15 protein-coding genes are annotated in these 23,162 nt (G+C 55.3%); 6 read left to right on the top strand and 9 right to left on the bottom strand.

Going from position 1 to position 23,162, the window contains the following annotated elements; all coding sequences use genetic code 11:
* Positions 1-47: 47 nt before the first annotated feature.
* The 4 genes from pqqA to IVG45_RS12705 all read right to left on the bottom strand — a co-directional run bounded on the left by pqqA (position 48) and on the right by IVG45_RS12705 (position 3,498).
* The gene (gene pqqA, locus IVG45_RS12720; protein WP_196438022.1) at positions 48-122 is read right to left on the bottom strand and encodes a pyrroloquinoline quinone precursor peptide PqqA; all 75 of its coding nucleotides are present in this window, start codon (positions 120-122) and stop codon (positions 48-50) included.
* A gap of 145 nt (positions 123-267) precedes the next feature.
* Positions 268-507, bottom strand: a complete 240-nt coding sequence (locus IVG45_RS12715) for a c-type cytochrome (RefSeq protein WP_196434187.1) — start codon at positions 505-507, stop codon at positions 268-270.
* A 244-nt stretch (positions 508-751) separates the two neighbouring features.
* Positions 752-1,669: a substrate-binding domain-containing protein gene (locus IVG45_RS12710; protein WP_196434186.1), complete on the bottom strand. Its 918-nt coding sequence runs from the start codon at positions 1,667-1,669 to the stop codon at positions 752-754.
* 5 nt (positions 1,670-1,674) lie between these two features.
* Positions 1,675-3,498: a PQQ-dependent dehydrogenase, methanol/ethanol family gene (locus tag IVG45_RS12705; protein WP_196434185.1), complete on the bottom strand. Its 1,824-nt coding sequence runs from the start codon at positions 3,496-3,498 to the stop codon at positions 1,675-1,677.
* A gap of 758 nt (positions 3,499-4,256) precedes the next feature.
* On the opposite strand from IVG45_RS12705, the gene IVG45_RS12700 reads away from it, so the two are divergent.
* Both IVG45_RS12700 and IVG45_RS12695 read left to right on the top strand, forming a co-directional pair.
* Positions 4,257-5,381: a substrate-binding domain-containing protein gene (locus IVG45_RS12700; RefSeq protein WP_196434184.1), complete on the top strand. Its 1,125-nt coding sequence runs from the start codon at positions 4,257-4,259 to the stop codon at positions 5,379-5,381.
* A 5-nt stretch (positions 5,382-5,386) separates the two neighbouring features.
* Positions 5,387-7,660 carry an ATP-binding protein gene (locus IVG45_RS12695; protein WP_196434183.1) on the top strand — a complete coding sequence of 758 codons (2,274 nt, stop codon included), beginning with the start codon at positions 5,387-5,389 and terminating at the stop codon, positions 7,658-7,660.
* 81 nt (positions 7,661-7,741) lie between these two features.
* Here IVG45_RS12695 and IVG45_RS12690 read toward each other — a convergent pair whose 3' ends face one another.
* The 4 genes from IVG45_RS12690 to IVG45_RS12675 are packed head-to-tail and all read right to left on the bottom strand — an operon-like array spanning position 7,742 to position 12,758.
* A complete protein-coding gene (locus tag IVG45_RS12690) occupies positions 7,742-8,854 on the bottom strand; it encodes an ABC transporter permease (RefSeq protein WP_196434182.1) in 1,113 nt (370 codons plus the stop codon).
* A gap of 3 nt (positions 8,855-8,857) precedes the next feature.
* Positions 8,858-9,979, bottom strand: coding sequence for an ABC transporter permease (locus IVG45_RS12685; RefSeq protein WP_196434181.1), 1,122 nt, complete (start codon positions 9,977-9,979; stop codon positions 8,858-8,860).
* A complete protein-coding gene (locus IVG45_RS12680) occupies positions 9,979-11,736 on the bottom strand; it encodes an ATP-binding cassette domain-containing protein (protein ID WP_230874575.1) in 1,758 nt (585 codons plus the stop codon). Before IVG45_RS12680 ends, IVG45_RS12685 begins: the two co-directional genes overlap by 1 nt.
* Positions 11,733-12,758 carry an efflux RND transporter periplasmic adaptor subunit gene (locus tag IVG45_RS12675; RefSeq protein ID WP_196434180.1) on the bottom strand — a complete coding sequence of 342 codons (1,026 nt, stop codon included), beginning with the start codon at positions 12,756-12,758 and terminating at the stop codon, positions 11,733-11,735. Before IVG45_RS12675 ends, IVG45_RS12680 begins: the two co-directional genes overlap by 4 nt.
* 177 nt (positions 12,759-12,935) lie before the next feature.
* On the opposite strand from IVG45_RS12675, the gene IVG45_RS12670 reads away from it, so the two are divergent.
* Complete coding sequence (locus tag IVG45_RS12670; RefSeq protein WP_196434179.1) at positions 12,936-15,752, top strand: sensor domain-containing protein; 2,817 nt, start codon at positions 12,936-12,938, stop codon at positions 15,750-15,752.
* 137 nt (positions 15,753-15,889) lie between these two features.
* Here IVG45_RS12670 and IVG45_RS12665 read toward each other — a convergent pair whose 3' ends face one another.
* On the bottom strand, positions 15,890-20,293 hold the full coding sequence (locus IVG45_RS12665) for an EAL domain-containing protein (RefSeq protein ID WP_196434178.1): 4,404 nt from the start codon (positions 20,291-20,293) through the stop codon (positions 15,890-15,892).
* 299 nt (positions 20,294-20,592) lie between these two features.
* On the opposite strand from IVG45_RS12665, the gene dusA reads away from it, so the two are divergent.
* From dusA to hemH, 3 genes are read left to right on the top strand one after another with little or no spacing between them, the layout of a single operon-like run.
* Positions 20,593-21,567 (top strand): tRNA dihydrouridine(20/20a) synthase DusA, encoded by a 975-nt coding sequence (gene dusA / locus IVG45_RS12660; protein WP_196434177.1) that lies wholly within the window; start codon positions 20,593-20,595, stop codon positions 21,565-21,567.
* Positions 21,568-21,594: 27 nt separating this feature from the next.
* Positions 21,595-22,152, top strand: coding sequence for a GTP cyclohydrolase I FolE (folE, locus tag IVG45_RS12655; RefSeq protein ID WP_230874852.1), 558 nt, complete (start codon positions 21,595-21,597; stop codon positions 22,150-22,152).
* Positions 22,153-22,158: 6 nt separating this feature from the next.
* Positions 22,159-23,133, top strand: coding sequence for a ferrochelatase (gene hemH, locus IVG45_RS12650; RefSeq protein WP_196434175.1), 975 nt, complete (start codon positions 22,159-22,161; stop codon positions 23,131-23,133).
* Positions 23,134-23,162: the final 29 nt, after the last annotated feature.

Genomic DNA, 23,162 nt, shown 5'->3' with positions numbered 1-23,162 from the left:
GTGGCCCCACATCGTTGTCGAGCCACGTTCAAGGAATCAACCGCTAGTTAGCGGTTGTAGATATACATCGTAACTTCGAAACCAAAACGTAGGTCGGTGTAGGTCGGTTTTTCCCATTTCATATCGAAATACCTCATAAAAAATTGATTTTGTTTAGGTTGGTGGCTTATTGTCGCGACTATGCGGCTTGTTGGTAGCAGTATAGCTCGACACTCTGGTTAAAGGACCGGGCAACTAGTCAGTTAGCCGCCCGTATCCACTGGATGCCTATCTGGTTGGATTGGGTTCCCACCATCTCACAAAAGTCGGTTCTGTACCCGTGCCGAGCAATTGTAGATAAGCCGTCAGGTTGGCAATATCATTGGGGCACAGATTGTTTTTGTAAGAGGGCATCCCCTCGCCCTCCCCGTTGAGAACCGCCTCGGAGGTTTCATCGGCTTCGCCAACCAGGCTGGGTCCCATGCTACCCCCATGGGCGCCCATGCCATGACAGCTATAGCAATTCATTCGCATAAAGGCTCGGCGACCCTCCCCTGCGGCATCCTGGGTAGGAGTGATGCAATTAGGGGTTGTGGTTATTGTTGTACCGGCTGTCCCTTTCGTACCCTTAGAGCTTTTTGAATCCGATGTCGACCATGTTGAAGACTTTTCTGATTTCGGTCTGTCCGCATTGGCGGTGCTCATTCCGCCCGCGAACAAGATTAGCCCTAAGGCGATATAAACTATATTCGGTAGAACTCTCATGATTGATTTACCTCGTGTTTTGATTTTGAAGGGCCACCTGATCCGGGTCTGGTTGGGATGAAGTGGAACCCCTGAGTGGTTTGATAAGTGGTACTTTGTAAGCAGTCAAAATGTTCAGAATCTGACGCTGCTTCCGCGCCAGGCTCTTTTCCAGTTTCGCCGCAAAAGCTTGATCGTCTTTTCTAACGCCCAGAGATATATCGAAGGCGAAAGGCAGAGAAGGCATCTGCTCGTCGGCGGGCACGGGGGTTACTACCAGGGTCTTACCGTATGGTTTGGCAAAAAAGCCCCCGATCGGTCCCCATACCACGGCCACATCGATATCTCCCTTGGCGACAGCATCCACGATTTGAGCTTGAGGATTTGTTATTGATTCCTCGCCCCACATGGAGTAGCCGGCGATATTCTCGACAATGCCTCGACGAGCCAGAGCATTCGCCGGCGGCGAATTCGAACCATCGTTGCCGATAGCATGCAGGCCTATTTTCAGATCGCGCAAGCGTGGATCGTCAAAAGATTTGAACGCCAGATTGCGGTTCTTCGCCGTGACGAAGGCATAGCCGGAACGGTAATAAGGGCGGGTAGAGAGCACTCGTTCGTAACCGTAGGGTACCCCCATCACCACGTCGCAATATTTCGCCCCAAGCGTTTCACGGATGTAACCTTGCCGTTGCTTTTGCCAGTAAAAATTCAGCTTCGCGTGCATATCGGCGGCCAACAACTTGGCGATCTTATTCTCGAAGCCTTCCTGCTTCTGATTAGAGAACGGCAAATTGTCTGGATCCGCGCAAACTCGGAGCTCGTCTTTTGCCGTCACCGCGGTCGCGCATGACAATAAAACAGCGGCGAGTAAAGCGCGCGTCCTGCCTGACAAAAGCTGAGGTCGTTGGGAGATGTGGCCCTGCTCCGTACCTGTGAATAACATGGCAATTAGGGTAATTTGTAGACGTGAACCCAGCCGCCGTTACCAGACTGGTGATCGTCGTCACCACTGCCTGCGTTGGCGGCACACTTATCATCACTGAATACGGCGATGCGTTGTTTACCGTCGGGACCGGCGAAACTAATCGGATTACCAACGGTATTGCATTCCAGTTTGGTGCTAAACACAGGCTCGCCGGTGTTGGCATCAACTGCCTTCAACAAAGGTTCCTTGGTTGAGTAGAAAACCACCCCACCGGCCGTCGTCAGTGTGCCGGCGTAGATCCAGGCGCTTTCCTTGACGCCCCATTTTTTCTTGCCATTAGCGGCATCCCAAGCGATCAATTCGCTGGCATAACTCTTATCCTTCGCCGCGCCGATGCTGTAGTCGGTGCCCATGTATGGAGAACCGGAAATGAATTCGGCCTTTAGCGCTTCCAGGTTACTGCACAGGTTGAATGTTGGCGCATAGAACAAACCGGTCTTCGGTGAGAAGGAGGCAGGTTCCCAACCTTTTCCGCCCAGTACTGACGGACAGATGTTTTCGGTCAATTCACCCTGGTGGACACGCATGTCATCGTTGACATCAGGTAATCCGGTAGTCAGATCGACGCCATTGGCCCAATTCACATCCTCGACAAACTGAGGCGCCAACAACACTTCGCCGGTCGCTCGGTCGAAGGTATAAGCAAAACCATTTTTGTTGAAATGGACCAGCAGTTTGTCGTGGGTAACGCCTCTTACGGTGATTGTTTGATTGACGGCGATATTCTCGCTGGCTGCGTCGTAGTCCCAACTGTCATGCGGAACGAACTGATAGGCCCAGATCGCCTCGCCGGTGTCGGGTTTTCTGGCAAAGATCGAGGCGCCCCATTTGTTGTCGCACTTGCGCGGGTTTTTCTCATATTCGGATTTTTCACAACGCATTTCCGCGTTCCAAACACCGGGCTGGCTGGTGCCGTAGAACAGTAAATCCAGTTCCGGGTCGTAAGTCAGGTAACCCCAGGCAGCACTGCCACCCAGTAAGTAAGCCCGCTGATTCGGCCAACTGCTCGCACCTTGATCGACTTGGTCTTTGTAGTAAACCGAGTTATCCCGGAAATTCTGGCCGATCAATACATCCTTGTCGGGCCCCGTGTTATAAGCACGCCATAGTGATTTGCCTGTCTTCAGATCTAACGCCTGAATCCATCCACGAACCCCCATCTCGCCGCTGGAAGAGGCCGTAATGACCTTGTCCTTGGCAATGACCGGCGCAACTGTCATCGTCACGCCGGTATGAGGATCAGCCATGTGATTGCGCCAGACTTCCTTGCCGGTGATCGCATCGACAGCCACTGTGGTATTGTCGAGAAGGTTGAAAACAATCTTGCCATCCGCATAAGCCGCGCCGCGATTGATCCCGCCGCAGCAATTGGCGCCCTTGGCGTATTCACTCACTTGCGGGGCATAGGTCCATTTGGTCTGACCCTTGGTGAGGTCATAAGCGATGAGTTTGTTGGGGAAAGGGGTAACGACGTACAGGGTATTACCGACCACCAGCGGTTCGCCCATGTGGCTGCCATGGGCGCCGGTTTTAAACGAGAACTCTTCCTTGAGTTGAGCAGCATTGGCGGGGGTAATTTCGGCCAGTTCGCTATAACGAGTACCTTCAGGCGTACCACCAGCGGTCGTCCATTCTGCCCCCGCCCCGGCAGCCGACACTGTACCGACGGAGAAGGCGCTACCGCCGATCAACAACGCAAGCATTACACCCTTATGGATTTGGGTCGGTCGTGCATTTGAGCCAGGAAGTGGCTCCTTATTAAAATAAAGTATGTTTGTGACAGTCATTTAATGGTCTCCTTGGAAAGGTGGCTATCGTTAGGGCGAGTTTTCCCGATGCATGGAATTAACTGACCAGTTATGCACCTGGATGCAAGTTCCAGTCGCCGTGGGATAGTGAAGTGAAGCACCCCCAGATTACCTTTCAAAAGTTAGGGTATTATTAGTATTTGATTAGGGTTGAATTAAGACCTAACGATTCTGAAATCACCGCGCCACCCCGGCAAATGAAAGCCGTGTGGCCATGACTTTCACGGCAAGTTTGAAAAGATTTGTTGTTGAATAGATGGAGCATAAGCTGATTGTTAAATTAGTTCTCGATGGCCCGTACTGATCAGCCAGGCAACTATATGATTTGAATCGGCGGGATTGGCTCGAAAGGTCTGAAACTATTCCATAACTGGCGTCCCAATTTTATCCAGGTGGACAAGCGTATGCCGGTGATAGACGGCATCGAAACGGCTCGGCGCTTACGCTGATAGGCCGTAAAGATCATAGCGATCACTGCCTCGGCGGATAAAGCGCAAATTCTATTCCCGCCCAAAGTTCCATTCGCCGCTACGACCACAAGGATACGTTGGGTAGGCCGAGGCTGGACAGTCATCGTATTGGCGAATACGATACGCTAAGCCGGGCTGATCGATAATATGCCGGGTGATGCTCTTTCCCTTTACTCGGGAATTTTGACTATCCGGCGATCCTGATGGCGCTCGACCGGGCCGGCAACGGTAAACCGTTGCAAGACGGATAACGGAGGAATATCAGTCATGTTTTCGCGCATTCTTCAAGTAGTCTCGGTAGGTTGTTTATGCCTGTTCCGCGCTGTTTCTGGCTATGCGGATGGAGTCGAGAGCATATCGGTATCCACCTCCCCGGCACAGATACAGCAAATTCTCGCCAGTTTTCAAGAACACGGTTTACCCTGGGGCGGCCCACGTTCGGGACCGTCGGCACGGGCCGGCGCGAGGGTGGCGATTGTCAGCGAGGACTTGCGCAACGGCGGCGTTCTCGGCGTTACTCTGGGTATCCGGGAAGCCGCCGAGGTAATCGGCTGGAGTACTCGAGTTTACGATGCGGGCGGGACGCCCGATGGGCGCGGCAAGGCAATCGAAGCCGCATCGGCATCGCGGCCGGACGGCATGATCATCGTCGGCGCCGATGTTCATAGCCTGAGCACGCGGCTGGCGGGGCTCGCTCAGCGAGGTATTGCCATGGTCGGTTGGCATGTCGCCCCGACGGCTGGGGTGATTGCGGACGGCCCCGTCGCGATCAATGTGTCCACCGATCCGCTGGAGGTCGCGCGCATCACGGCGCTGGCGGCTATTGCCGAAGCTCGGGACCCCGCTGGGGTTGTGATTCTCACCGACAGCAATTTCGAGATCGCCATGGCCAAGGCCAATGCGATGGCGGCGATCGTGCGGGCGTGCGCGACGTGCACCTTGTTGGAAATCCGGGATGTGGCGATTTCGCGGGCCGCCGATGCAATGCCCGAGGTCACGCGAGAGTTGCTGACAGGTTACGGCATGCGCTGGACGCACGCCTTGGCGATCAATGACATCTACTTCGACTACGCGGTGCCCGAGTTGATCAAGGCGGGCAGGCCGAGCGGGAGCATCAGCCTGCTTTCCGCGGGTGACGGTAGTCCCGCCGCCTTTCTGCGCATCCGGGCCGGAACCTTTCAAACCGCGACCGTCGCCGAACCTCTAAATCTCCAGGGCTGGCAATTGGTCGACGAATTGAATCGGCTGATGGCGGGCGAAGCCGTCACGGGCTATGTCATTCCGGTTCATTTGGTGACGGCGGGGAATATTGCCTTCGACGGCGGACCCCGGATGAGCTACGATCCCGATAATGGTTATCGGGATATTTACCGGCAAATTTGGAAGCGCTGAAAAACATGACAACTCACCGCCGCTTATGGCCGAGGTCCTTGCGCTGGCAGTTCCTGATCGCGGCGGGCGTATTGGCATTGTTGATATTGGCCGGTGGGCTGACAGCGGTTTACGCACTGCGGACCTCGGCCGCCAGCGTCCGGCTACTGGCCGAAGACCGTCTGGTCCGCATGCAGGAAGCACAGGATTTGGTTCAACGCACCTTGCTGATCGAACGCGAGTCCTATCAACTGGCGAGCGCCGATTCGCTAGCCAGGATGCGCGCAAGCTATGCCGGCATCGTCGAACAGATGGATCTATTCGACGACCTGGTGGAGCGGCTCGCCGCCGCCGGCAACGATGCGGTGATACTCGAATTGCATCAGGCTAGCCAATTGTTTCGCAATACGGCCAACGTCGTGGCGCAATTGCGGGAGAGCGGATTGCAGGCCGAAGCGTCCTTGCCGTCCGCCGGCCAACGCACCTCATCCGGGCGGCAAGTGTTGGAACGGGCGTTTGACGACGAACTTAGCCGCCAGGCCAGCGCGATGGTGCTTTCGGCGCAGGTGCTGAATTCCCAATTCAGCGTGGCGTATCGTAGAGTCGTGCGAGAACTGGCGGACGCTTCGCGAAGAAACGAACGTTGGGTGGAGATATTGCTGGCCGGCAGTTTACTGCTGGCATGGCTGGTTGCTCAGACATTTCTTGGGCGGCATGTTTTGACCCGTCTCCAGTATGTCAGCCGCAACCTGCGGGAGGGTAACGGCGCTGCTATCGTGCCGCGAGCGAATGACGACGAGATCGACGAAATGGCGCATGCCGTCGAGCAGTTTCAGGAAGATAGACGGCAACTGGCGCGGCGCGGCCGAGAGTTGCTGCAGGCCCGCGATGCCGCCGAAGCGGCCAACAAGGCCAAAAGTGTGTTCCTGGCCAACATGAGCCACGAACTGCGGACTCCGATGAATGCCATTCTCGGTTTCTCGGCCATGATGCGCCGCGACCCGCAATTGACTCTAAACCAGCGCGAGAATCTGGACATCATCAACCGTAGCGGCGAACACCTGCTGAATCTGATCAACGACGTGTTGGAAATGGCCAAGATCGAAGCTGGGCGAATGCAACTGGAAATTACGCCATTCGATTTGGGCGGCCTGGTACAGGAGGTTACCGAGATGATGAAAATCCGCGCCCAGGAAAAAGGCTTGCAGTTGCGGCTAGAGCAGTCGGCGGAATTCCCACGCTATATCAGGAGTGACAAGTCTCGAATACGGCAAATCCTGATCAATCTGATCAACAACGCGGTGAAGTTCACCGAACAGGGCGAAATCACCGTGCGATTGGGTGTCAAGGATAATGCCCGACGCCATTTACTGGTCGAAATCGAAGACTCCGGCCCCGGCATTGCCTTGGAAGACCAGCCCCGCATGTTCGAACCCTTCGTGCAACTCGGGAATACAGACGTTCGACGAGGCACTGGCCTGGGGTTGACCATCAGCCGCCAATTCGTGCAGATGATGGGCGGCAACATTGCCGTCGAAAGCCGGTTAGGCAAGGGTTCTTTGTTTCGGATCGATCTGCCGGTGGAAGCGGCAAGTTCTGTCGACATTCTCGGACGCGAGACCGGCAAACCAGGCGAAGTGGCGGGACTGGCCCCAGGCCAGCCCCGGTATAGGATCATGATAGTCGAGGACCAGCGGGAGAATCAGTTGCTGCTTAGCCGGCTGATGACCGACCTCGGCTTGGAGGTCAAAATCGCCGGTAACGGCGAACAATGCCTAACACTGTTCCAAGGCTGGCGTCCCGATTTGATCTGGATGGACAGGCAAATGCCGCTGATGGACGGTATCGAAGCGACTCGGCGCCTGCGGCGATTGCCTGAGGGACAGACGGTCAAGATTGTCGCCGTTACCGCCTCGGCCTTTAAGGAACAACAACAGGAAATGCTCGATGCCGGCATGGACGATTTTGTCAGTAAACCTTACCGCTTCGACGAAATCTATGACTGTTTGGCCCGGCAGCTGGGCTTGAAATACATCTACCAAGGCGACGCACCTGCTGGCGCCAGCCTCCCAGTGATGCCGGCGGATCTGGCCGCATTGCCCGCCACGCTGCGTCAAGAGCTGCGTAACGCCTCGGTAAGCCTGGATTGCAAACGCATCGCGAAAGTTATCGCCCAAATCGAGGAGACAGACTCAACATTGGGTTGTGCGTTATCGCGCCTTGCCGATTATTTCGACTACCAGAAAATATTGAAATTGCTCGACGAAGCCGATGAAATCCGCCCGAGTGAGCCGTTTTGATGCGGCTGTGGTGGGAGGCTGGAGCGGAGCAATATCAAACCCTTGCCGCCGAGTTAGAGCTTGTCCGATTTCCCGGCCCAGTCAATACAAGCGCCGGCGGAACAACCAGCCCGCGCAACCGAGCGATAGCACGCCGATGATCAGCAGCGGCCAATACTGGTCGAAGAGCGCGGCGCTGTCCAGGCCTTGCAGGAATACGCCTCGGATGATGACCAGGAAGTAACGTAAGGGGTTGATCAGGGTTAGGGTTTGCACAAATTCCGGCATGTTGGCGATGGGGGTAGCGTAGCCCGACAGAATCACCGCCGGCACTATCACCAGAAAACCGCCGAGCAAGCCTTGCTGCTGGGTGACCGACATGGACGAGATCATCAGCCCCACGCCGATTACCGAGAACACGTATAGCACGATGCCCAGATACAAGGCCGCCAGACTGCCGAGCAAGGGTACCTGAAACCAGAATAGCGCCATGACGATACCGAACGTGGCTTCGAGCACGCCGATGATAAGACCGGGTATCGCCTTGCCGATCAGGATTTCGGTTGGCGTAAACGGAGTTACCAGCAATTGATCGAAGGTGCCTTGCTCGCGCTCGCGTGCCACCGATAGCGCGGTGACGATCATGGTTACCACCAGCGTCATCAGTCCGACGATGCCGGGCACGATGAACCAGCGGCTTTCCAGGTTCGGATTGAACCAGGCGCGGGTTTGCAATGTCGCCGGCGCTAGCGGGATGTGCCTTTCCCTCGCCCAGTTCATATTGAAGTCGCTCAGTACCGATTGCGCATAACCCAGCGCGATCTGCGCGGTATTGGAGTCCCTGCCGTCCAGCAGGATTTGCACCATCGCCGGCTGGCGCCCGCTCAATAGATCGCGGCTGAAATGCCGGTCGATATGCAGCACCAGTAAGACTTGTTTACTGTCCAAGGCTTCGGCGATTTGGGCCTGGTGCCCGATGCGCAGCACTTCTCGGAAGGCTGGCGCGCCATTGAAGCGGGCGATCAAATCGCGCGAGGCGATGCCGGCGTCTTGGTTATAAATCGCGATCGGTACTTGATTAAGATCGAAAGTCGCCGCATAGCCGAACACGAACAACTGCACCATGGGCGGTACGATCAGCACGAAGCGGCTTTTCTTGTCCTTGACCAGATTTAGGAATTCCTTGATTAACAAGGCATGGATGCGCAACCACATAATTTATTCCAGCCGGCGCGGCGCGTGCCAGAGAGCCAGCGCCAGGAATATCGCGGCCATCAAGCTCAGAGCCAGCGCATTGGGGATGATCACTTCCCAGACATTACCGGCCAGGAACACGGTTTGCAAAATCGCCACGAAGTAGCGGGCGGCGACCAGATGGGTAAACAGTTGTACCGCCGCCGGCATGCTGTCGATATTGAAAATAAAGCCGGACAGCAAAAATGCCGGTAGAAAGGTGACGGTGATGGCGATCTGGCCGGCGACGAATTGATTCTTGGCCGCAATCGAGATCAATAGACCCATGCCCAGCGCCACCAGTAAAAACAGCGAGCCGCAAACCAGCAATACCCACAGCGAACCCAGCAAAGGCACTTCGAACAACCATACCGCCATTGCGATCGATAGCAACATGCCCCCCATGCCCAGCAAGTAATACGGAACCAACTTGCCCAGCAAGACTTGGCGCACGCTGACCGGCGTTGCGATCAGCGCCTCCATGGTGCCTCGTTCCCATTCCCGCGCCACCACTAGCGCGGTCAGCAAGGCGCCTATTAGTGTCATGATCACCGCGATTAGGCCGGGTACCAGAAAATTCCGGCTGCGCAAGGCGCTGTTGTACCAGACCCGTGTTTCCAGTCGTACCGCCCGCATGGATCTTAGGCCGCGAATTTCGCCTCGCCGGTTGATCCATTTGTCCCAAACGCCCTGAATGTAGCCGCTGAGCAGACGGGCGGTGTTGGCGTCGACACCGTCGACGATGACCTGAATCGGCGCCGGTTCCCGCTGGTACAGGCGCCGCTCGAAATCGGCTTGTAAGTGGATGATGGCGTTGATTTGCCGCATTTCCAGTGCGCGGCTGGCCGTCGGCATGTCGCTAAAATAATAACTCTCGAAATACTCGGACTGCTCGAAGCCGCCGGTAAACTCGCGGGTCTCCGCCGTCGGTTTTTCCACCACCAAGCCCAGCGGCATATGCTTGGCATCCAGGGAGACGCCGTAACCGAACAGCAGCAATAAAAATACCGGCATCGCAAAGGCGATTGCCAGGCTGCTGGGGTCGCGCAGTACCTGTAAAAATTCCTTGCGTATCAGTCCCCGCAGGCGTTGGTGGGTAACCCGCATCAGTCAGACGCTCCACTGGATTCGACCAGCCGGATGAAGGCTTCCTCCATGCTGTCGACCGGAGCTTGACTGGCATCGCCCTGGCTGCGTTGTTTGATTTGCGCCGGGGTGCCTGCGGCCAGGATGTCGCCTTCGCGCATGATCAACAAACGGTCGCAATATTCGGCTTCTTCCATGAAATGGGTGGTCACTAAAATGGTGACGCCTTGGGCCGCCAACTGATTGATGCGGGTCCAAAATTCACGGCGGGCCAACGGATCGATGCCGGAAGTAGGTTCGTCCAAAAACAGGATTTGCGGTTCGTGCATCAAGGCGCAAGCCAGCGCCAGCCGTTGTTTGTAACCCAGTGGTAAATCCGAACTGTCGTTGTCGGCAAAGGGCTGCAAATCGAACTGTTGCAGAGCCCAGGCTATCCTTTCTTGCCGCCAGCGCTTGCGCAAGCCGTAGGCATGGCTGAAAAACTCCAGGTTCTGCCGCACCGAAAGCTGGCCGTACAAGGAGAATTTTTGCGACATATAGCCCAATCGAGCGCGTGCTTGGGCCGGGGCTTGGCTAAAGTCCACGCCGGCGACTTTCAGCTTGCCGTTGCTGGCCGGCAGTAAACCGCACAGCATTCTGAAGGTGGTGGTCTTGCCGGCGCCGTTGGCGCCCAGGAGGCCGAAAATCTCGCCATGTTGCACTTGAAAAGTTAGTTTTTTGACCGCCTGAAAATCACCGAACCAGCGCTCCACCGCATCGACTTCGATCACAGGCCTGGTTTGCGTTTTCTCGCTGTCCGGGATGGGGCAAACATGTTCCGGGAGCATTTTTTCACCGTTGTGTTCCCGTAAAATGCCGATAAACGCATCCTCCAGACGCGGCGGTAACGGAACGCCGATTACCTCGTCGGCGGGGCTGAAATAGTTTTGCCAATGGATTTTGACGGCCGATCGCAACACCACGCGCACTCCTTCGCCTTGCACCACGGCGTCGATCACATCGGCAAGCTCCGCCATCCGCTGGCGGATTTGGCGGTTGTTCAGAATAGGGCTGGACACCTTGTAGCTACAACCGGCGGCCAATCGATGGAAGTCGGCGGGCGCGCCTTGTTTTAGGATTCTGCCTTGATCCAGCAACACCACATGGTCGCAACGTTCGGCCTCGTCCATGTAAGCCGTGCTGAGCAGCACCGTGGCGCCGAAGTCGGCCACCAAGCTGCTGATGATGTGCCATAGTTCGCGGCGCGACAGCGGATCGACTCCGACCGACGGTTCGTCCAGCAGCAATAGGCGAGGCCGGTTGACCAGCGTGCAGGCCAATCCCAGTTTCTGCTTCATGCCGCCGGACAGACGGCCGGACAGGCGGTCATTGAATTTGGCCAGCCCGGTCAGCCGCATTAATTCGGCGAAGCGGGTTTGCCTATCGATTTCGGAGATGCCGTACAGGTCGGCATACAGATTCAGGTTTTCCAGTACGCTGAGGTCTTCGTACAGGCCGAAACGTTGCGGCATGTAACCGGTTTGCAGATGCAGGCGCGGGCCGGCCTCGATTGTGTTCAAACCAAAACTTTCGACCCGGCCGCTATCCGGCAACAGCAAGCCGGCGGCCAACCGCAACAGCGTGGTTTTGCCGGCGCCATCCGGACCAACCAGCGCCGTAACTCCGCCGCCTTGCAGGCACAGGTTTAAGTCCCGCAGGGCTTGGACCTGGCGGCGGCCTGTTTTGAAGGATTTGCCGACCGCTTCGAACTTTAATGCGAGCTCGGTTGCTTGGTTCACGATACGCCGGGACAGGCCGGAGGGTTAGACGGGGCTTGCAGGGTGTCGATGCGTACCGTTACCGGCATCCCCAGGCGCAATTGCTCATCGGCATTGCAGGCGTAGATCCGCGCTTGATAGACCAGACTGGTGCGCAATTCGCTGGTTTCCACCGATTTGGGGGTGAATTCGGCGGTGGGCGAGAGATAGCCCACCCAACCATGATAGGTCTTGCCGGGAAAACTGTCGCTGTTGATGACGGCCGGCATGCCTTGGCGCAGTTTGCCCAGTTCGGTTTCGGGGACATAGGTTCTGACCCAGACCGGATCGGTCAGCGCCAGCGTCAATACCGGGGTTTGGGCGTTGGCCATGTCGCCCGGCTCCAGAATGCGGTTTTGTATGATGCCGTCTCGCGGTGCATGGAGATGCGCATCTTGCCAGGATTGGTTTGCCAGTTGCAAAGCGGCTTGGTCGGCTTTCAGTTGGGCCTGGGCGGCCTGAATGTCCTCTCGGCGCGGGCCGATGCTGGTCAAGGCGTATTGCTCCTTCAGGGCTTGCAGATTTTCCCGCGCGCCGTCGTATTGGGCCTTGGCCTTGTCCACCGACTCGGCGGAGGTTAGTTTGCGCTCGGCCAGATGTTGCAAACGGCCCAGTTCCTTTTGGGCCAGGGTCACCGCCGCTTGCGCGCCCTTGACATCGCTGCCGGCCTTGCCGATTTCCTGCGGCCTTGATCCATGTAACAGTTTGTCGAGTACATGCTGCTGCACTTCCAGTCGGGCGGCGGCCTGGTCGCGGGCATATCCAAAACGTTCCAACGCTTGTACCGCCAATAACTGGCCTTGGCTGACCCGCTCGCCTTCCTTGACCAAAATTTGCGCGATATGCTCGGGATCGTGAAAGCTGAGTTCCACTTGGCGGATGTCGATATTGCCGTAAAGTGTCAGCGTGGAGGCTTCGGATTTGCCGTTGCGCAGGTAGAGGGTGGTTCCGGCCGTCCCCGCCAGAATCAGAAAAGCCGTTGCCGCTAATTTATAGTGAGTCATGCACGTTTTTTCATCCGTTGATCGTGATTCGAAGGCCGGTGTCGTTGATATACGGCTGCTCCGGCATTCTGCGTATAGCGGCGTATCGCTGTCAAATTCCTTGACCAACACGGCTCGTATAAGGTTCGACAAGCGGCTGTTCTGTCATTAAACTCCCATACAAATTAGGAGAGAATAATGTTTGATTGGTTACTCGATTTATTCAACGGCTCAAACAGTTTTATGCCGCACGGTGCTTGTTATCTGTGGCAGCCATCCGTTTTATGGTTGCACGTGATCAGCGATAGCCTGATTGTGCTGGCCTATTATTCTATTCCTTTTGCCTTGTTGTATTTCGTTTATAAGCGCACCGATCTGGTTTATCGCTGGGTATTCGTGTTGTTCGGCGCTTTTATTCTGTTGTGCGGCACCACGCATTTGATGAGTATTTGGACGATTTGGCATCCGGCTTATTGGCTGGATGGATCGATCAAGCTGGTTACCGCGCTGGTTTCGATAGTCACCGCGATACTGATTTGGCCGCTGATTCCGGAATTGCTGCAATTGCCAAGTCCCAAGGCATTGAAAACCAGCGAAACTTATATGCGCGCGATATTCAACGCCACGCCCGACGCGATGTTGATCAGCAATCAACAAGGCGTTATTACCATGATCAACCATCAATGCGAGCTGTTGCTAGGCTATTCCGCCGATGAGCTGGTCGGACAGACGATAGAGCTGTTGGTGCCGGAGCGCTATCGCGCGGCTCATCCGGCCTTGCGCGAGCAGTTTGCCGTCACGCCGATGACCAGGGAGATGGGAAGCGGGCGGACGGTGGTGGCCTTAAAAAAAGATAACACCGAATTCGATGTGGAGATTAGTCTGAGTCCGATTCGGACCGAGCAAGGCTTGTTCTTTGCCAGCGCCTTGCGCGACATTACCCAACGGAAAAAAATGGAAGATGCCTTGCGCGCCAGCGAGGAGCGATTCCGGCGCATGTCCGATGTGTCGCCGGCCATGATTTGGATTACCGATGTCAACGGCAATCCGTCCTTCGTCAATCAAACCTGGCTGAATTTCACCGGTCTTGGCATCGAGCAAGCCATTACCCACGACGGCTGGACTAATCTGATACATCCGGATGACAGGGCCAGCGTGTTTTCCGAATATTACAAGAATATTTTCGACCATAAGCCGATCATGACCGAATACCGGATGCGGCGGGCTCAAGGCGATTGGCGCTGGATACTCGATCAGGGCGTGCCGATTCACGACGAAAACGGCGAATTCGGCGGTTACGTGGGATCGGCTATCGATATTACCGAGCGCAAACAGGCCGAGGCCGAGTTCAGGATTGCGGCGACAGCTTTTGAATCGCAGGAGGCCATGGTGATTACCGATGCCAATGCGGTGATCTTGCGCGTCAATAAAACCTTCACCGACTCCACCGGCTATTCGGCGGAGGAAGCGGTCGGCCAAAAAATGAACATCCTGAAATCCGGACGGCACGATGACAGTTTTTATGCCGCGATGTGGGAAAGCCTGAATCGCTACGGAACCTGGCAAGGGGAAATCTGGGATAAACGCAAAAACGGCCAGATTTATCCCAAGTGGTTGACCATCACCGCGGTCAAGGACGACACCGGAATGGTGACGCACTACGTCGGCACCCACATCGACATCAGCGATCGCAAGGCGGCCGAGGATGAGATCAAAAGTCTGGCTTTTTATGATCCCTTGACCAAATTGCCCAATCGGCGTTTGTTGCGGGACCGGATGCATCAAATGCTGGTGACTCATGCCCGCAGCAAAATGGTTGGGGCTTTGTTGTTTCTGGACCTGGATAATTTCAAGACTCTGAACGATAGCCTGGGCCATGATAAGGGCGACAGGCTGTTGCAACAGGTCGCCATGCGGCTGGTTGCCAGCGTGCGCGAATGCGACACCGTGGCGCGCCTGGGGGGAGACGAATTCGTCATCATGCTGGAAGATCTCAGCCAGAATGTCTCCGAAGCGGCGGTTCAGACCGAAATTGTCGGCGAGAAAATCCTGGCCCAACTGAACAAGACCTATCAGTTGGATGGCTATGAGCACCACAGCACGCCCAGCATAGGGGCGACATTATTTGTTAACCAGGAAACTTCGATAGACGAGCTGCTAAAACAGGCCGACATTGCGATGTACCAAGCCAAGGCGGCGGGCCGTAACACGCTGCGTTTTTTCGACCCGACCATGCAGAAGTCTATTTTAGCCCGCGCCGACCTGGAAAAGGCCTTGCACGATGGCCTGCGGGAAAAGCAGTTCCATCTGTATTATCAGCCTCAGGTGGACGATCAAGGCCGAATCAAGGGGGCGGAGGCCCTGCTGCGCTGGCGGCATCCGTTGCGCGGGATGGTGTCGCCGAGCGAGTTTATTCCGCTGGCGGAAGAAACGGGGCTAATCCTGCCGTTGGGGCGCTGGGTGTTGGAAACAGCTTGCGCGCAATTGGTGGAATGGTCCTCGCGGCCGGCGTTTTCGCATTTGACCATCGCCGTCAATGTTAGCATACGCCAGTTCCGCCAGCCGGACTTTGCTCATCAGGTATTCGCCGTATTGGCCGAATCGGGCGCGGCTCCGGAAAAGCTCAAACTGGAACTGACCGAAAGTTTATTGGCAACCGATGTGGAAGACATTATCGTCAAAATGACCGAGCTGAAGAACAAGGGCGTGACTTTTGCGTTGGACGACTTCGGTACCGGCTATTCTTCGCTGTACTATTTGAAGCAGTTGCCGCTGGATCAATTAAAAATCGATCAAAGTTTTGTCAGGGAGATTTTGATCAACGCCAACGATGCCGCCATCGCCAAGATGATCATCGCGCTGGCCGAGAGTATCAAGCTGGAAGTCATCGCCGAAGGCGTTGAAACCTGTTTTCAGAAGGATTTTCTCGAGAGCCTGGGCTGTCTGAATTACCAAGGGTTTTTGCTGGGTAAACCGGTCTCGATCGAACAATTCGAAGCCATGCTGAAAGCTTAGGATTCTGTCAAAAATAAGTTCCCGATATTCGAATGTCCTGTGGGCGAATTCATTCGCCCAGGGCGATTAAAATCGCCCCTACATGAATTCAGGGAAATTTTTGCCATAAATTACCTCTGACGAATGCCGGGTAACGGTCAGTCCTCGTTCGCCGGATGCACCTCGCCATTAATCAATTTGCGTAAGAGCAGGGTCAATTCACGCTGAAGAAGGTTTAGTTGTTCCAGCCGGGCCGGAAAATCGATGCTTTCGCCTCGTCCGTGCGCGTCAATCAATTCCTGTCCGCTCCTATGCAACTGATGATGTAGGCGGATCACCTGTTGAACTTCGGGGTGATGTTTATAGCGTTGCAGGCCCTCGACTTGTTGCCAACGGCCGAAATGGCAGTCATGCGCATTCAGCGGCATCCGCATCGTCATATTATCCGTCAACTGGTTTTCTATCGAACGTAACCAATGCCGATGTTCGACATCGGTAAATACCAACACCACATCGTCCCGGTTGGTCGGACGATCGCGCCAGGATTGCCAGATCCGGTGCGGGCGCCAATCGGCGATCCAAGCAGGCAGTTCGGCGGCCGGCATTGGACGGGCGATGCCGAAGCCTTGCGCCAGTTCGCAACCCAGCGGTAACAAAAGTTCGCCATGAGTGACGGTTTCCACGCCTTCGGCAATCACCCGCCGGCGGAAAGCGGTGGCCAGGCCGATGACGCCCTCGACGATGGCGAGATCTTCATGATCGTCCAGCATGTCGCGCACGAAACTCCGGTCGATTTTAAGCAAACCGGCCGGTAACCGTTTCAGATAGGTCAGCGAGGAATAACCGGTGCCGAAATCGTCCAATGCAAAACCTACCCCCATCTGTTGACAAGCATGCATGACTTCCGAAACTTGCGCGATGTCCTCCAACGCACTGGTTTCCAGCACTTCCAGTTCTATATGCGAGGGCGGAATCTCGGGATGCGCGGCTATCAGTTCTTTCAACCGGGCGATGAAATTTTCCTGTTGCAACTGACGGGCGCTGACATTGATGCTGACCGGAATGGCCAGGTTGGCGGCATGCCACTGGCTCATTTGCGTCAGTACGGTTTCGATCACCCACTCTCCCAGTTCCACGCTGAGCGGATGGGTTTCGATAATCGGTAGAAATTCGGCCGGCGGCAATAGGCCGCGTTGGGGGTGTTGCCAACGGATCAGGGCTTCGGCGCCTATGACTTCGCCGGTTTTCATGTTGACCTTGGGTTGGTAGTGCATGACGAACTCGCCTCGGTCCAAGGCTTCTTGAATGTATTGTAGGTTTTCGCGTTGGGCGAGGACTGCCGTATCATGATCGACATCGAATAAATGGAAACGGTTTTTGCCGGCTTGTTTGGCGGTATACATGGCCTGATCGGCATGACGCAACAAAAGGTCGGCATCGGCCTGGTCTTGCGGGTAAAGGGTGACGCCGATGCTGGCCGATACATTCAATAACATGCCGCGCACCTTGACCGGATTGGATGAGGCGGCCAATAGGCGCGCCAGCACCGGCCGCCAATCCCGAGGTTGTTCCAGGCCGGCCAGAACCGCTATGAATTCGTCACCGCCGATGCGGGCCAAGGTATCGCCTTCGCGTAGCGCCAATTTCATTTGGGTAGCAATATTGACCAGTAATTCGTCGCCCACATCGTGACCGTGACTGTCGTTAACCGCCTTGAAGCCGTCCAGATCCATATAAACCACCGCGCAGGAACAGTGGTGCCGTTGGCATTGGATCATCGATTGTTTCAGGCGGTCGGCCAACAGCACCCGATTCGGCAGGCCGGTCAAGGCGTCATAGTGGGCGATATGTTCCAATTGTTGTTGGTGTTGCTTGATGTCGGTGATGTCGGTGAACAAGGCAACGTAGTTGCGGGTAGTGCCGTTGTCATCCCGTACCGCGCTGATGGTCAGCATTTCGGCATAGATTTCGCCGTTCTTTCGCCGATTCCAGATTTCGCCGCTCCAATAGCCGAACTCAAGCAATTCCCGCCACATCACCTGGTAAAATTCCGCTCCATGGCGCCCGGATTGCAGGATGTGTGGATTGCGGCCCAGGGCTTCTTCGCGCGGATAGCCGGTGATCTGGCTGAAGGTTTCGTTAACATCGATCATCAGTCCGGCATGATCGGTGATCATGATGCCTTCGCGCGCATGGGTGAAAACGCTGGCGGCCAACTGCAAGCGGGATTTGGCCTCGGTTTTCTCGATGGCCACGGCGGCCAGGCGGGCTTCGTCCTCGATCAGTTGCAGATCGTCGGCGCTTGGTTGGTGAGGTTGGCGGTGATAAATAGCGAATGTACCCAGCACTTTGCCTTGGGTCGACAGTATCGGTTGCGACCAGCAGGCGCCCAGTTTCGCCCGGTGGGCCAGGCCGAGATAAGCCGCCCAATAAGGATGACTTTCTATATCGGACACGATCACGCGCTTTCCGGTAAATGCCGCGGTACCGCAGGAGCCGGCATTTGGGCCGATGGCAATTCCATCGATGCCTTGGTTGTAAAAGGCTGGTAGGCTGGGCGCGGCGCCTTGGCGCAGGTGCCGGCCGTCGGCATCCAGCAGCAGAATGCTGCAAAGCATGCCGGGATTTAGGTTTTCCACATCGCGGGCGATGCTATCCAGCACCTCTGGTAATGGGTTTTGTTCGGTGAGTAATTGCATGACCCTGGTACGGTGCTGTTCGCGTTCCTGCAAGGCTTGGCGTTTGCCGATTTCGCGTTGCAGGCGAATCAACCAATAGGCAAAAATCAGGAAAAACCCCAGAACCGCGGCGGCATAGGTCAATACGGTGCCGAGTTTGATGCCTTGTTCGATGCGGAGGCCTAGCCAGCGGTTAAAAATGGCATCGCTGGTTTCGGCCGGGATAGTCAGCATCGCTTTGTTGATGATGGAAAACAATTCAGGCTGGGACTTGCTGATGGCCAGGCTGTGCTGGCTGCGATACTCGGTTTGACCCGAAAATCGCAGGCTGAGTAGGCCTTCTTTTTTTATCGCATAGTTGGTGGAGCCGGCGTCGCCGACATAGGCATCGGCCTTGCCGTCAATCACCAGGTTTAACGCCTGTTTGATGGTGTCGGCTAGTACCAGCTGTATTTGCGGATGATGTCTTTCCAGTAACTCCTGCATGAAGTAGCCTTTTTCCACGGCTACTCGCTTGCCCGATAAATTGTCCAGGCTGCCGATATAACCGCCCTGGCCATTGTCGATGATCACGACCGGTCCAGCCTTGAAGGGTTGAGTGAAGGTCAGGTATTGGGCGCGTTCGGGGGTCTTGACGGCCGCCGACAACATATCCAGTTGGCCGCGCCTGGCCATGTCCATGATTTCCATCCAGCTTCGATCGCCGATGATTTCGAAGCGTATCCCCAGTTTGGTTTCGAGCAACTTGATATAGTCGGCGGCCATGCCGACATAATTGCCATTTTGATCTATCCATTCGTAGGGCGGAAAGTCGCGGTCTATGCCAACCCGGATAACCGGATGCGTGGCAAGCCAGGCTTTTTCAGCTTCCGTCAGTTCCAAATCGCCCGGTATTTGCCGATAAATGAAGGCCGCCAGTTCCGCTTCCGAAAGCTTGGTTTTGAGTCCGGCCTTGGCGTAATGCTCGGCGACGATTTTCAGCCGGCGCGGATCGATCTGGCCCAGGGGAACCCGATTGGGCAAAATCAGTTTTTGGGTTTCCTGGGCCTCGAATTGCAAATGACTCAGCGGCAGCCGGCCATGATATTGGGAATGAATCAGCGCTATCAATCGATCGGGATGATCCAGCGCATATTTCCAGCCCTTCAACGCGGCTCTCAGAAAACGATCGGCCCGGCCCGGATGCCGGGACAGTTCATTGTGGCTGGTGAACAGAATATCGCCATAGAAATCGATGCCGTAATTCTGCGGGTTGATGATGTTGACCTTGACCCCTTGTTGTTTGAAATAGTATGGCTGGTCGGTAATGTAGCCCGAAATGACGTCGACCTTGCCCTGGCTCAACAGGCTGTAATCAACGTTTTGCTTGACCGGGGTGTAATCCGCGCTGCTGATGTCGGCGTCCGCCAGTAGGGCTTTCAGCGGAGCTTCGTTGCTGCTCAGGGTGTCCAGCATTATACGCTTGCCGACCATTTCATAGGGGCTGATGATGCCGGAGTCCTGGCGGGAGATAAACACCAGCGGGTTGTGCTGAAAAATCGCCGCCAATGCAATAATCGGTTCCCCGCCGGCGTATTCGGCCAGCAAGCCCGAATCGCCGACGCCATAGTCGGCTTGACCGTTGACCACCTGCTTGACCACGCTTTTTTCAAGGTCGCGCTCGATAATCTCGACCTCTAAACCCTCTTCGGCGAAATAACCCTGCTCGATCGCCGCGTAATAGCCGGCAAACTGAAACTGGTGAAACCATTTCAGTTGCAGGAGGACTTTTTCCAGATGGGGTTGGGCGGCCGGAGCCGACAAGGCCGCCATGGGCAAGCAGCTAAGCGTCAGCAGCAAAAACCAAACCCGGATGGGCCAAGAGCGATTAAACATAGTCGACATTAAACAGTTTCATAAGCGGCTGGAACGGGAAAAAGGCGGATCGAGTTTCTTCTTCCCTGAAACGCGCATGGCCGAGTCAACAACGGCCTTGATGCATAAGCTGTATATTATTCGGTCCGGTTTTTGAACTTATTGTATTCCGATGCGGGAAAATCGGCTTGATCGGATATAAAGCGGGATAGGTTGAAAGTCAATGGCCGCAGCCCAATGCAATAGCGGCTGGTCTTGGGAATAGGGTTAAATTTGATGGCGGGCGTCGATGTTGTCAGAATATCGATTTAAGCAGTTTTAGAATTTGAATGGTTAGCACAAAAATCAACAGACGTTTTTCGGTTGCCCCGATGCTGGATTGGACCGATAGGCATAGCCGGTATTTTTATCGCTTGATGTCGCGACATGCCTTGCTCTACAGCGAAATGGTGACGACCGGGGCTATCTTGCAGGGTAACCGGCAGCGGCATTTAGGGTTTAATCCGGAAGAGCATCCGTTGGCTTTACAGTTGGGAGGCAGTGATCCAGGTGATCTGGCACTGTGCGCCAAAATTGCCGAAGACTATGGCTACGATGAAATCAATCTGAACGTCGGTTGCCCTAGCGATCGGGTGCAAAACGGCCGTTTTGGCGCCTGTCTGATGGCCGAGCCGGAATTGGTTGCCGAATGCGTGACGGCGATGCGGCAAGCAGCGTCGATTCCGGTCACGATCAAATCGCGTATCGGTATCGATGATATGGATTCTTACCCGGAGTTAACCCGGTTTATATCGGTGGCGGCGGCGGGCGGTTGTGAAAGCTTTATCGTCCATGCCCGCAAGGCTTGGCTTTCCGGGCTTTCACCCAAGCAGAACCGCGATATTCCTCCGCTACGTTATGAGATGGTTTTTCAGTTGAAACAGGATTTTCCACGGCTGGAAATTATCATCAACGGCGGTATTAACAGCCTGGAAGCCTCGCTGGAACTGCTGGACAGGGTCGATGGGGTGATGCTGGGGCGGGAGATTTATCACAATCCCTATTTGCTCAGTCAAGTGGATAGCCGCTTGTTCGGCGATGACTACCCAATTAAATCCAGGCAAGAAGTGATATTGGCGATGATTCCTTATATTCAAGGGCAGTTGCGGCAAGGTGTCCGGTTGAACTGTATCGCCCGCCATTTGCTGGGCTTGTTTCATGGCGTGGATGGCGCGCGGGCCTGGCGCCGGCATATCAGCGAGAATGCCAATAAGAACGGTGCGGACGAGGGCGTGCTGTTGCGTGCCTTAGAGTTTACGAATTGATGCTGTATACTCACAACATTTTTTTACCTGGGGGCGGTGATGGAAGAATATTTCTCCAAAATTATTCAAGCAATTGGCGAAGACGTGAATCGGGAAGGTTTGCGCGATACGCCGGCAAGGGCGGCCAAGGCCTTCAAATTTCTGAATAACGGTTATGAAAAAACCTTGGATGAGGTGCTGAATGGAGCGATATTTCAGGCCGATACCGAGGATATGGTGATCGTCAAGGACATCGAATTGTATTCCTTGTGCGAACATCATTTGTTGCCGTTTATCGGCAAATGCCATATTGGTTATCTGCCGCAAGGCAAGGTGCTGGGACTGTCCAAGCTGGCGCGTATCGTCGATATGTACGGCCGCCGCCTGCAGATTCAGGAGCAATTGACTCGGCAAATCGCCACGGCGGTGGAAACCGCGATCGACGCGCGCGGGGTGGCGGTGGTGATCGAGGCCAAGCATTTATGCATGATGATGCGCGGCGTGGAAAAACAAAATTCGGTGATGACGACGTCGGTCATGTTGGGCATTTTCCGTGAAGAGATCAGCACCCGCTCCGAATTCTTGAATTTGATCAACCGTAAATAAGCTGTGATGAGCGACGCGCGCGCAAAAAAAACCGGGGTATTGCTGGTCAATCTCGGTTCGCCGGCGACAACTAGCACCTCCGATGTTCGGGCTTTTCTACGCGAGTTTCTTGGCGATCCTCGGGTGGTCAACTTGCCCAGGCCGCTGTGGTGGATGATATTAAATTTTTTTATATTGCCGTTTCGGCCGCGTAAATCCGCCCATGCCTATCGCTCGATCTGGACCGATAAGGGCTCGCCGCTGGTAGTGTTTACCCGGCAATTGAGCGATAAACTGGCAAAGCGCTTGGCTGACGATAAGCTGCAGATCGATTGCGCGATGCGTTACGGCAAGCCGGCCTTGCGGCTGAAATTGCGGGAATTCAACAAACAGGGGGTGGAGGACATTGTCATCCTGCCGCTGTATCCGCAATATTCCTCAACCACCACGGCTTCGATTTTCGACGTGGTGGCCGACGAGTTTGTCGGTTGGCGACACATGCCGTCGTTGCGTTTTATCAGTGATTATTATCAAAGCCCTGTTTACATCAAAGCCTTGGCCGATTCGATTCGATCTCACTGGCAAAGTCACGGCCAGGCCGCGCTGCTGCTGATGTCGTTTCACGGCTTGCCGGCCAAGTTGACCGAATGGGGCGACCCTTATTTTTACCATTGTCAGGCCACGGCGCGCTTGTTGGCCGATGAACTGGGTTTGCGGGATAAGCAATGGCAGTTGGTGTTTCAGTCCCGTTTCGGCCGGGCCGAATGGCTGAAACCTTATTGTGTCGAGGTTTTGCGGGACTTGCCGCAACAGGACATCCGGCAGGTGGATGTGGTTTGTCCCGGATTCGCGGTCGATTGTCTGGAAACGCTGGAAGAAATCGCCATCGCCAACAAGGAAATCTTCATCGAGGCTGGCGGCAACAGTTATCGCTACATTCCGGCCCTGAACGACAGCGACGCGCATGTCGAAGTCATGGCCGAATTAATAAAATCCGCGTAACGCGCGGACCATAAAACCGGGGGAGGCAG

The sequence above is a fragment of the Methylomonas sp. LL1 genome (assembly GCF_015711015.1).
Lineage (GTDB): Bacteria > Pseudomonadota > Gammaproteobacteria > Methylococcales > Methylomonadaceae > Methylomonas.
The sequence above is the reverse complement of the archived record's forward strand: the minus strand, read 5'-3'. Positions and strand labels throughout refer to the sequence as shown.

Coding starts and splice junctions, on each gene's coding strand:
- IVG45_RS12715 (WP_196434187.1), bottom strand. CDS start 507: ATGAATTGCTATAGCTGTCATGGCATGGGCGCCCATGGGGGTAGCATG.
- IVG45_RS12710 (WP_196434186.1), bottom strand. CDS start 1,669: ATGTTATTCACAGGTACGGAGCAGGGCCACATCTCCCAACGACCTCAG.
- IVG45_RS12705 (WP_196434185.1), bottom strand. CDS start 3,498: ATGACTGTCACAAACATACTTTATTTTAATAAGGAGCCACTTCCTGGC.
- IVG45_RS12700 (WP_196434184.1), top strand. CDS start 4,257: ATGTTTTCGCGCATTCTTCAAGTAGTCTCGGTAGGTTGTTTATGCCTG.
- IVG45_RS12695 (WP_196434183.1), top strand. CDS start 5,387: ATGACAACTCACCGCCGCTTATGGCCGAGGTCCTTGCGCTGGCAGTTC.
- IVG45_RS12690 (WP_196434182.1), bottom strand. CDS start 8,854: ATGTGGTTGCGCATCCATGCCTTGTTAATCAAGGAATTCCTAAATCTG.
- IVG45_RS12685 (WP_196434181.1), bottom strand. CDS start 9,979: ATGCGGGTTACCCACCAACGCCTGCGGGGACTGATACGCAAGGAATTT.
- IVG45_RS12675 (WP_196434180.1), bottom strand. CDS start 12,758: ATGACTCACTATAAATTAGCGGCAACGGCTTTTCTGATTCTGGCGGGG.
- IVG45_RS12670 (WP_196434179.1), top strand. CDS start 12,936: ATGTTTGATTGGTTACTCGATTTATTCAACGGCTCAAACAGTTTTATG.
- IVG45_RS12665 (WP_196434178.1), bottom strand. CDS start 20,293: ATGTCGACTATGTTTAATCGCTCTTGGCCCATCCGGGTTTGGTTTTTG.
- dusA (WP_196434177.1), top strand. CDS start 20,593: ATGGTTAGCACAAAAATCAACAGACGTTTTTCGGTTGCCCCGATGCTG.
- hemH (WP_196434175.1), top strand. CDS start 22,159: ATGAGCGACGCGCGCGCAAAAAAAACCGGGGTATTGCTGGTCAATCTC.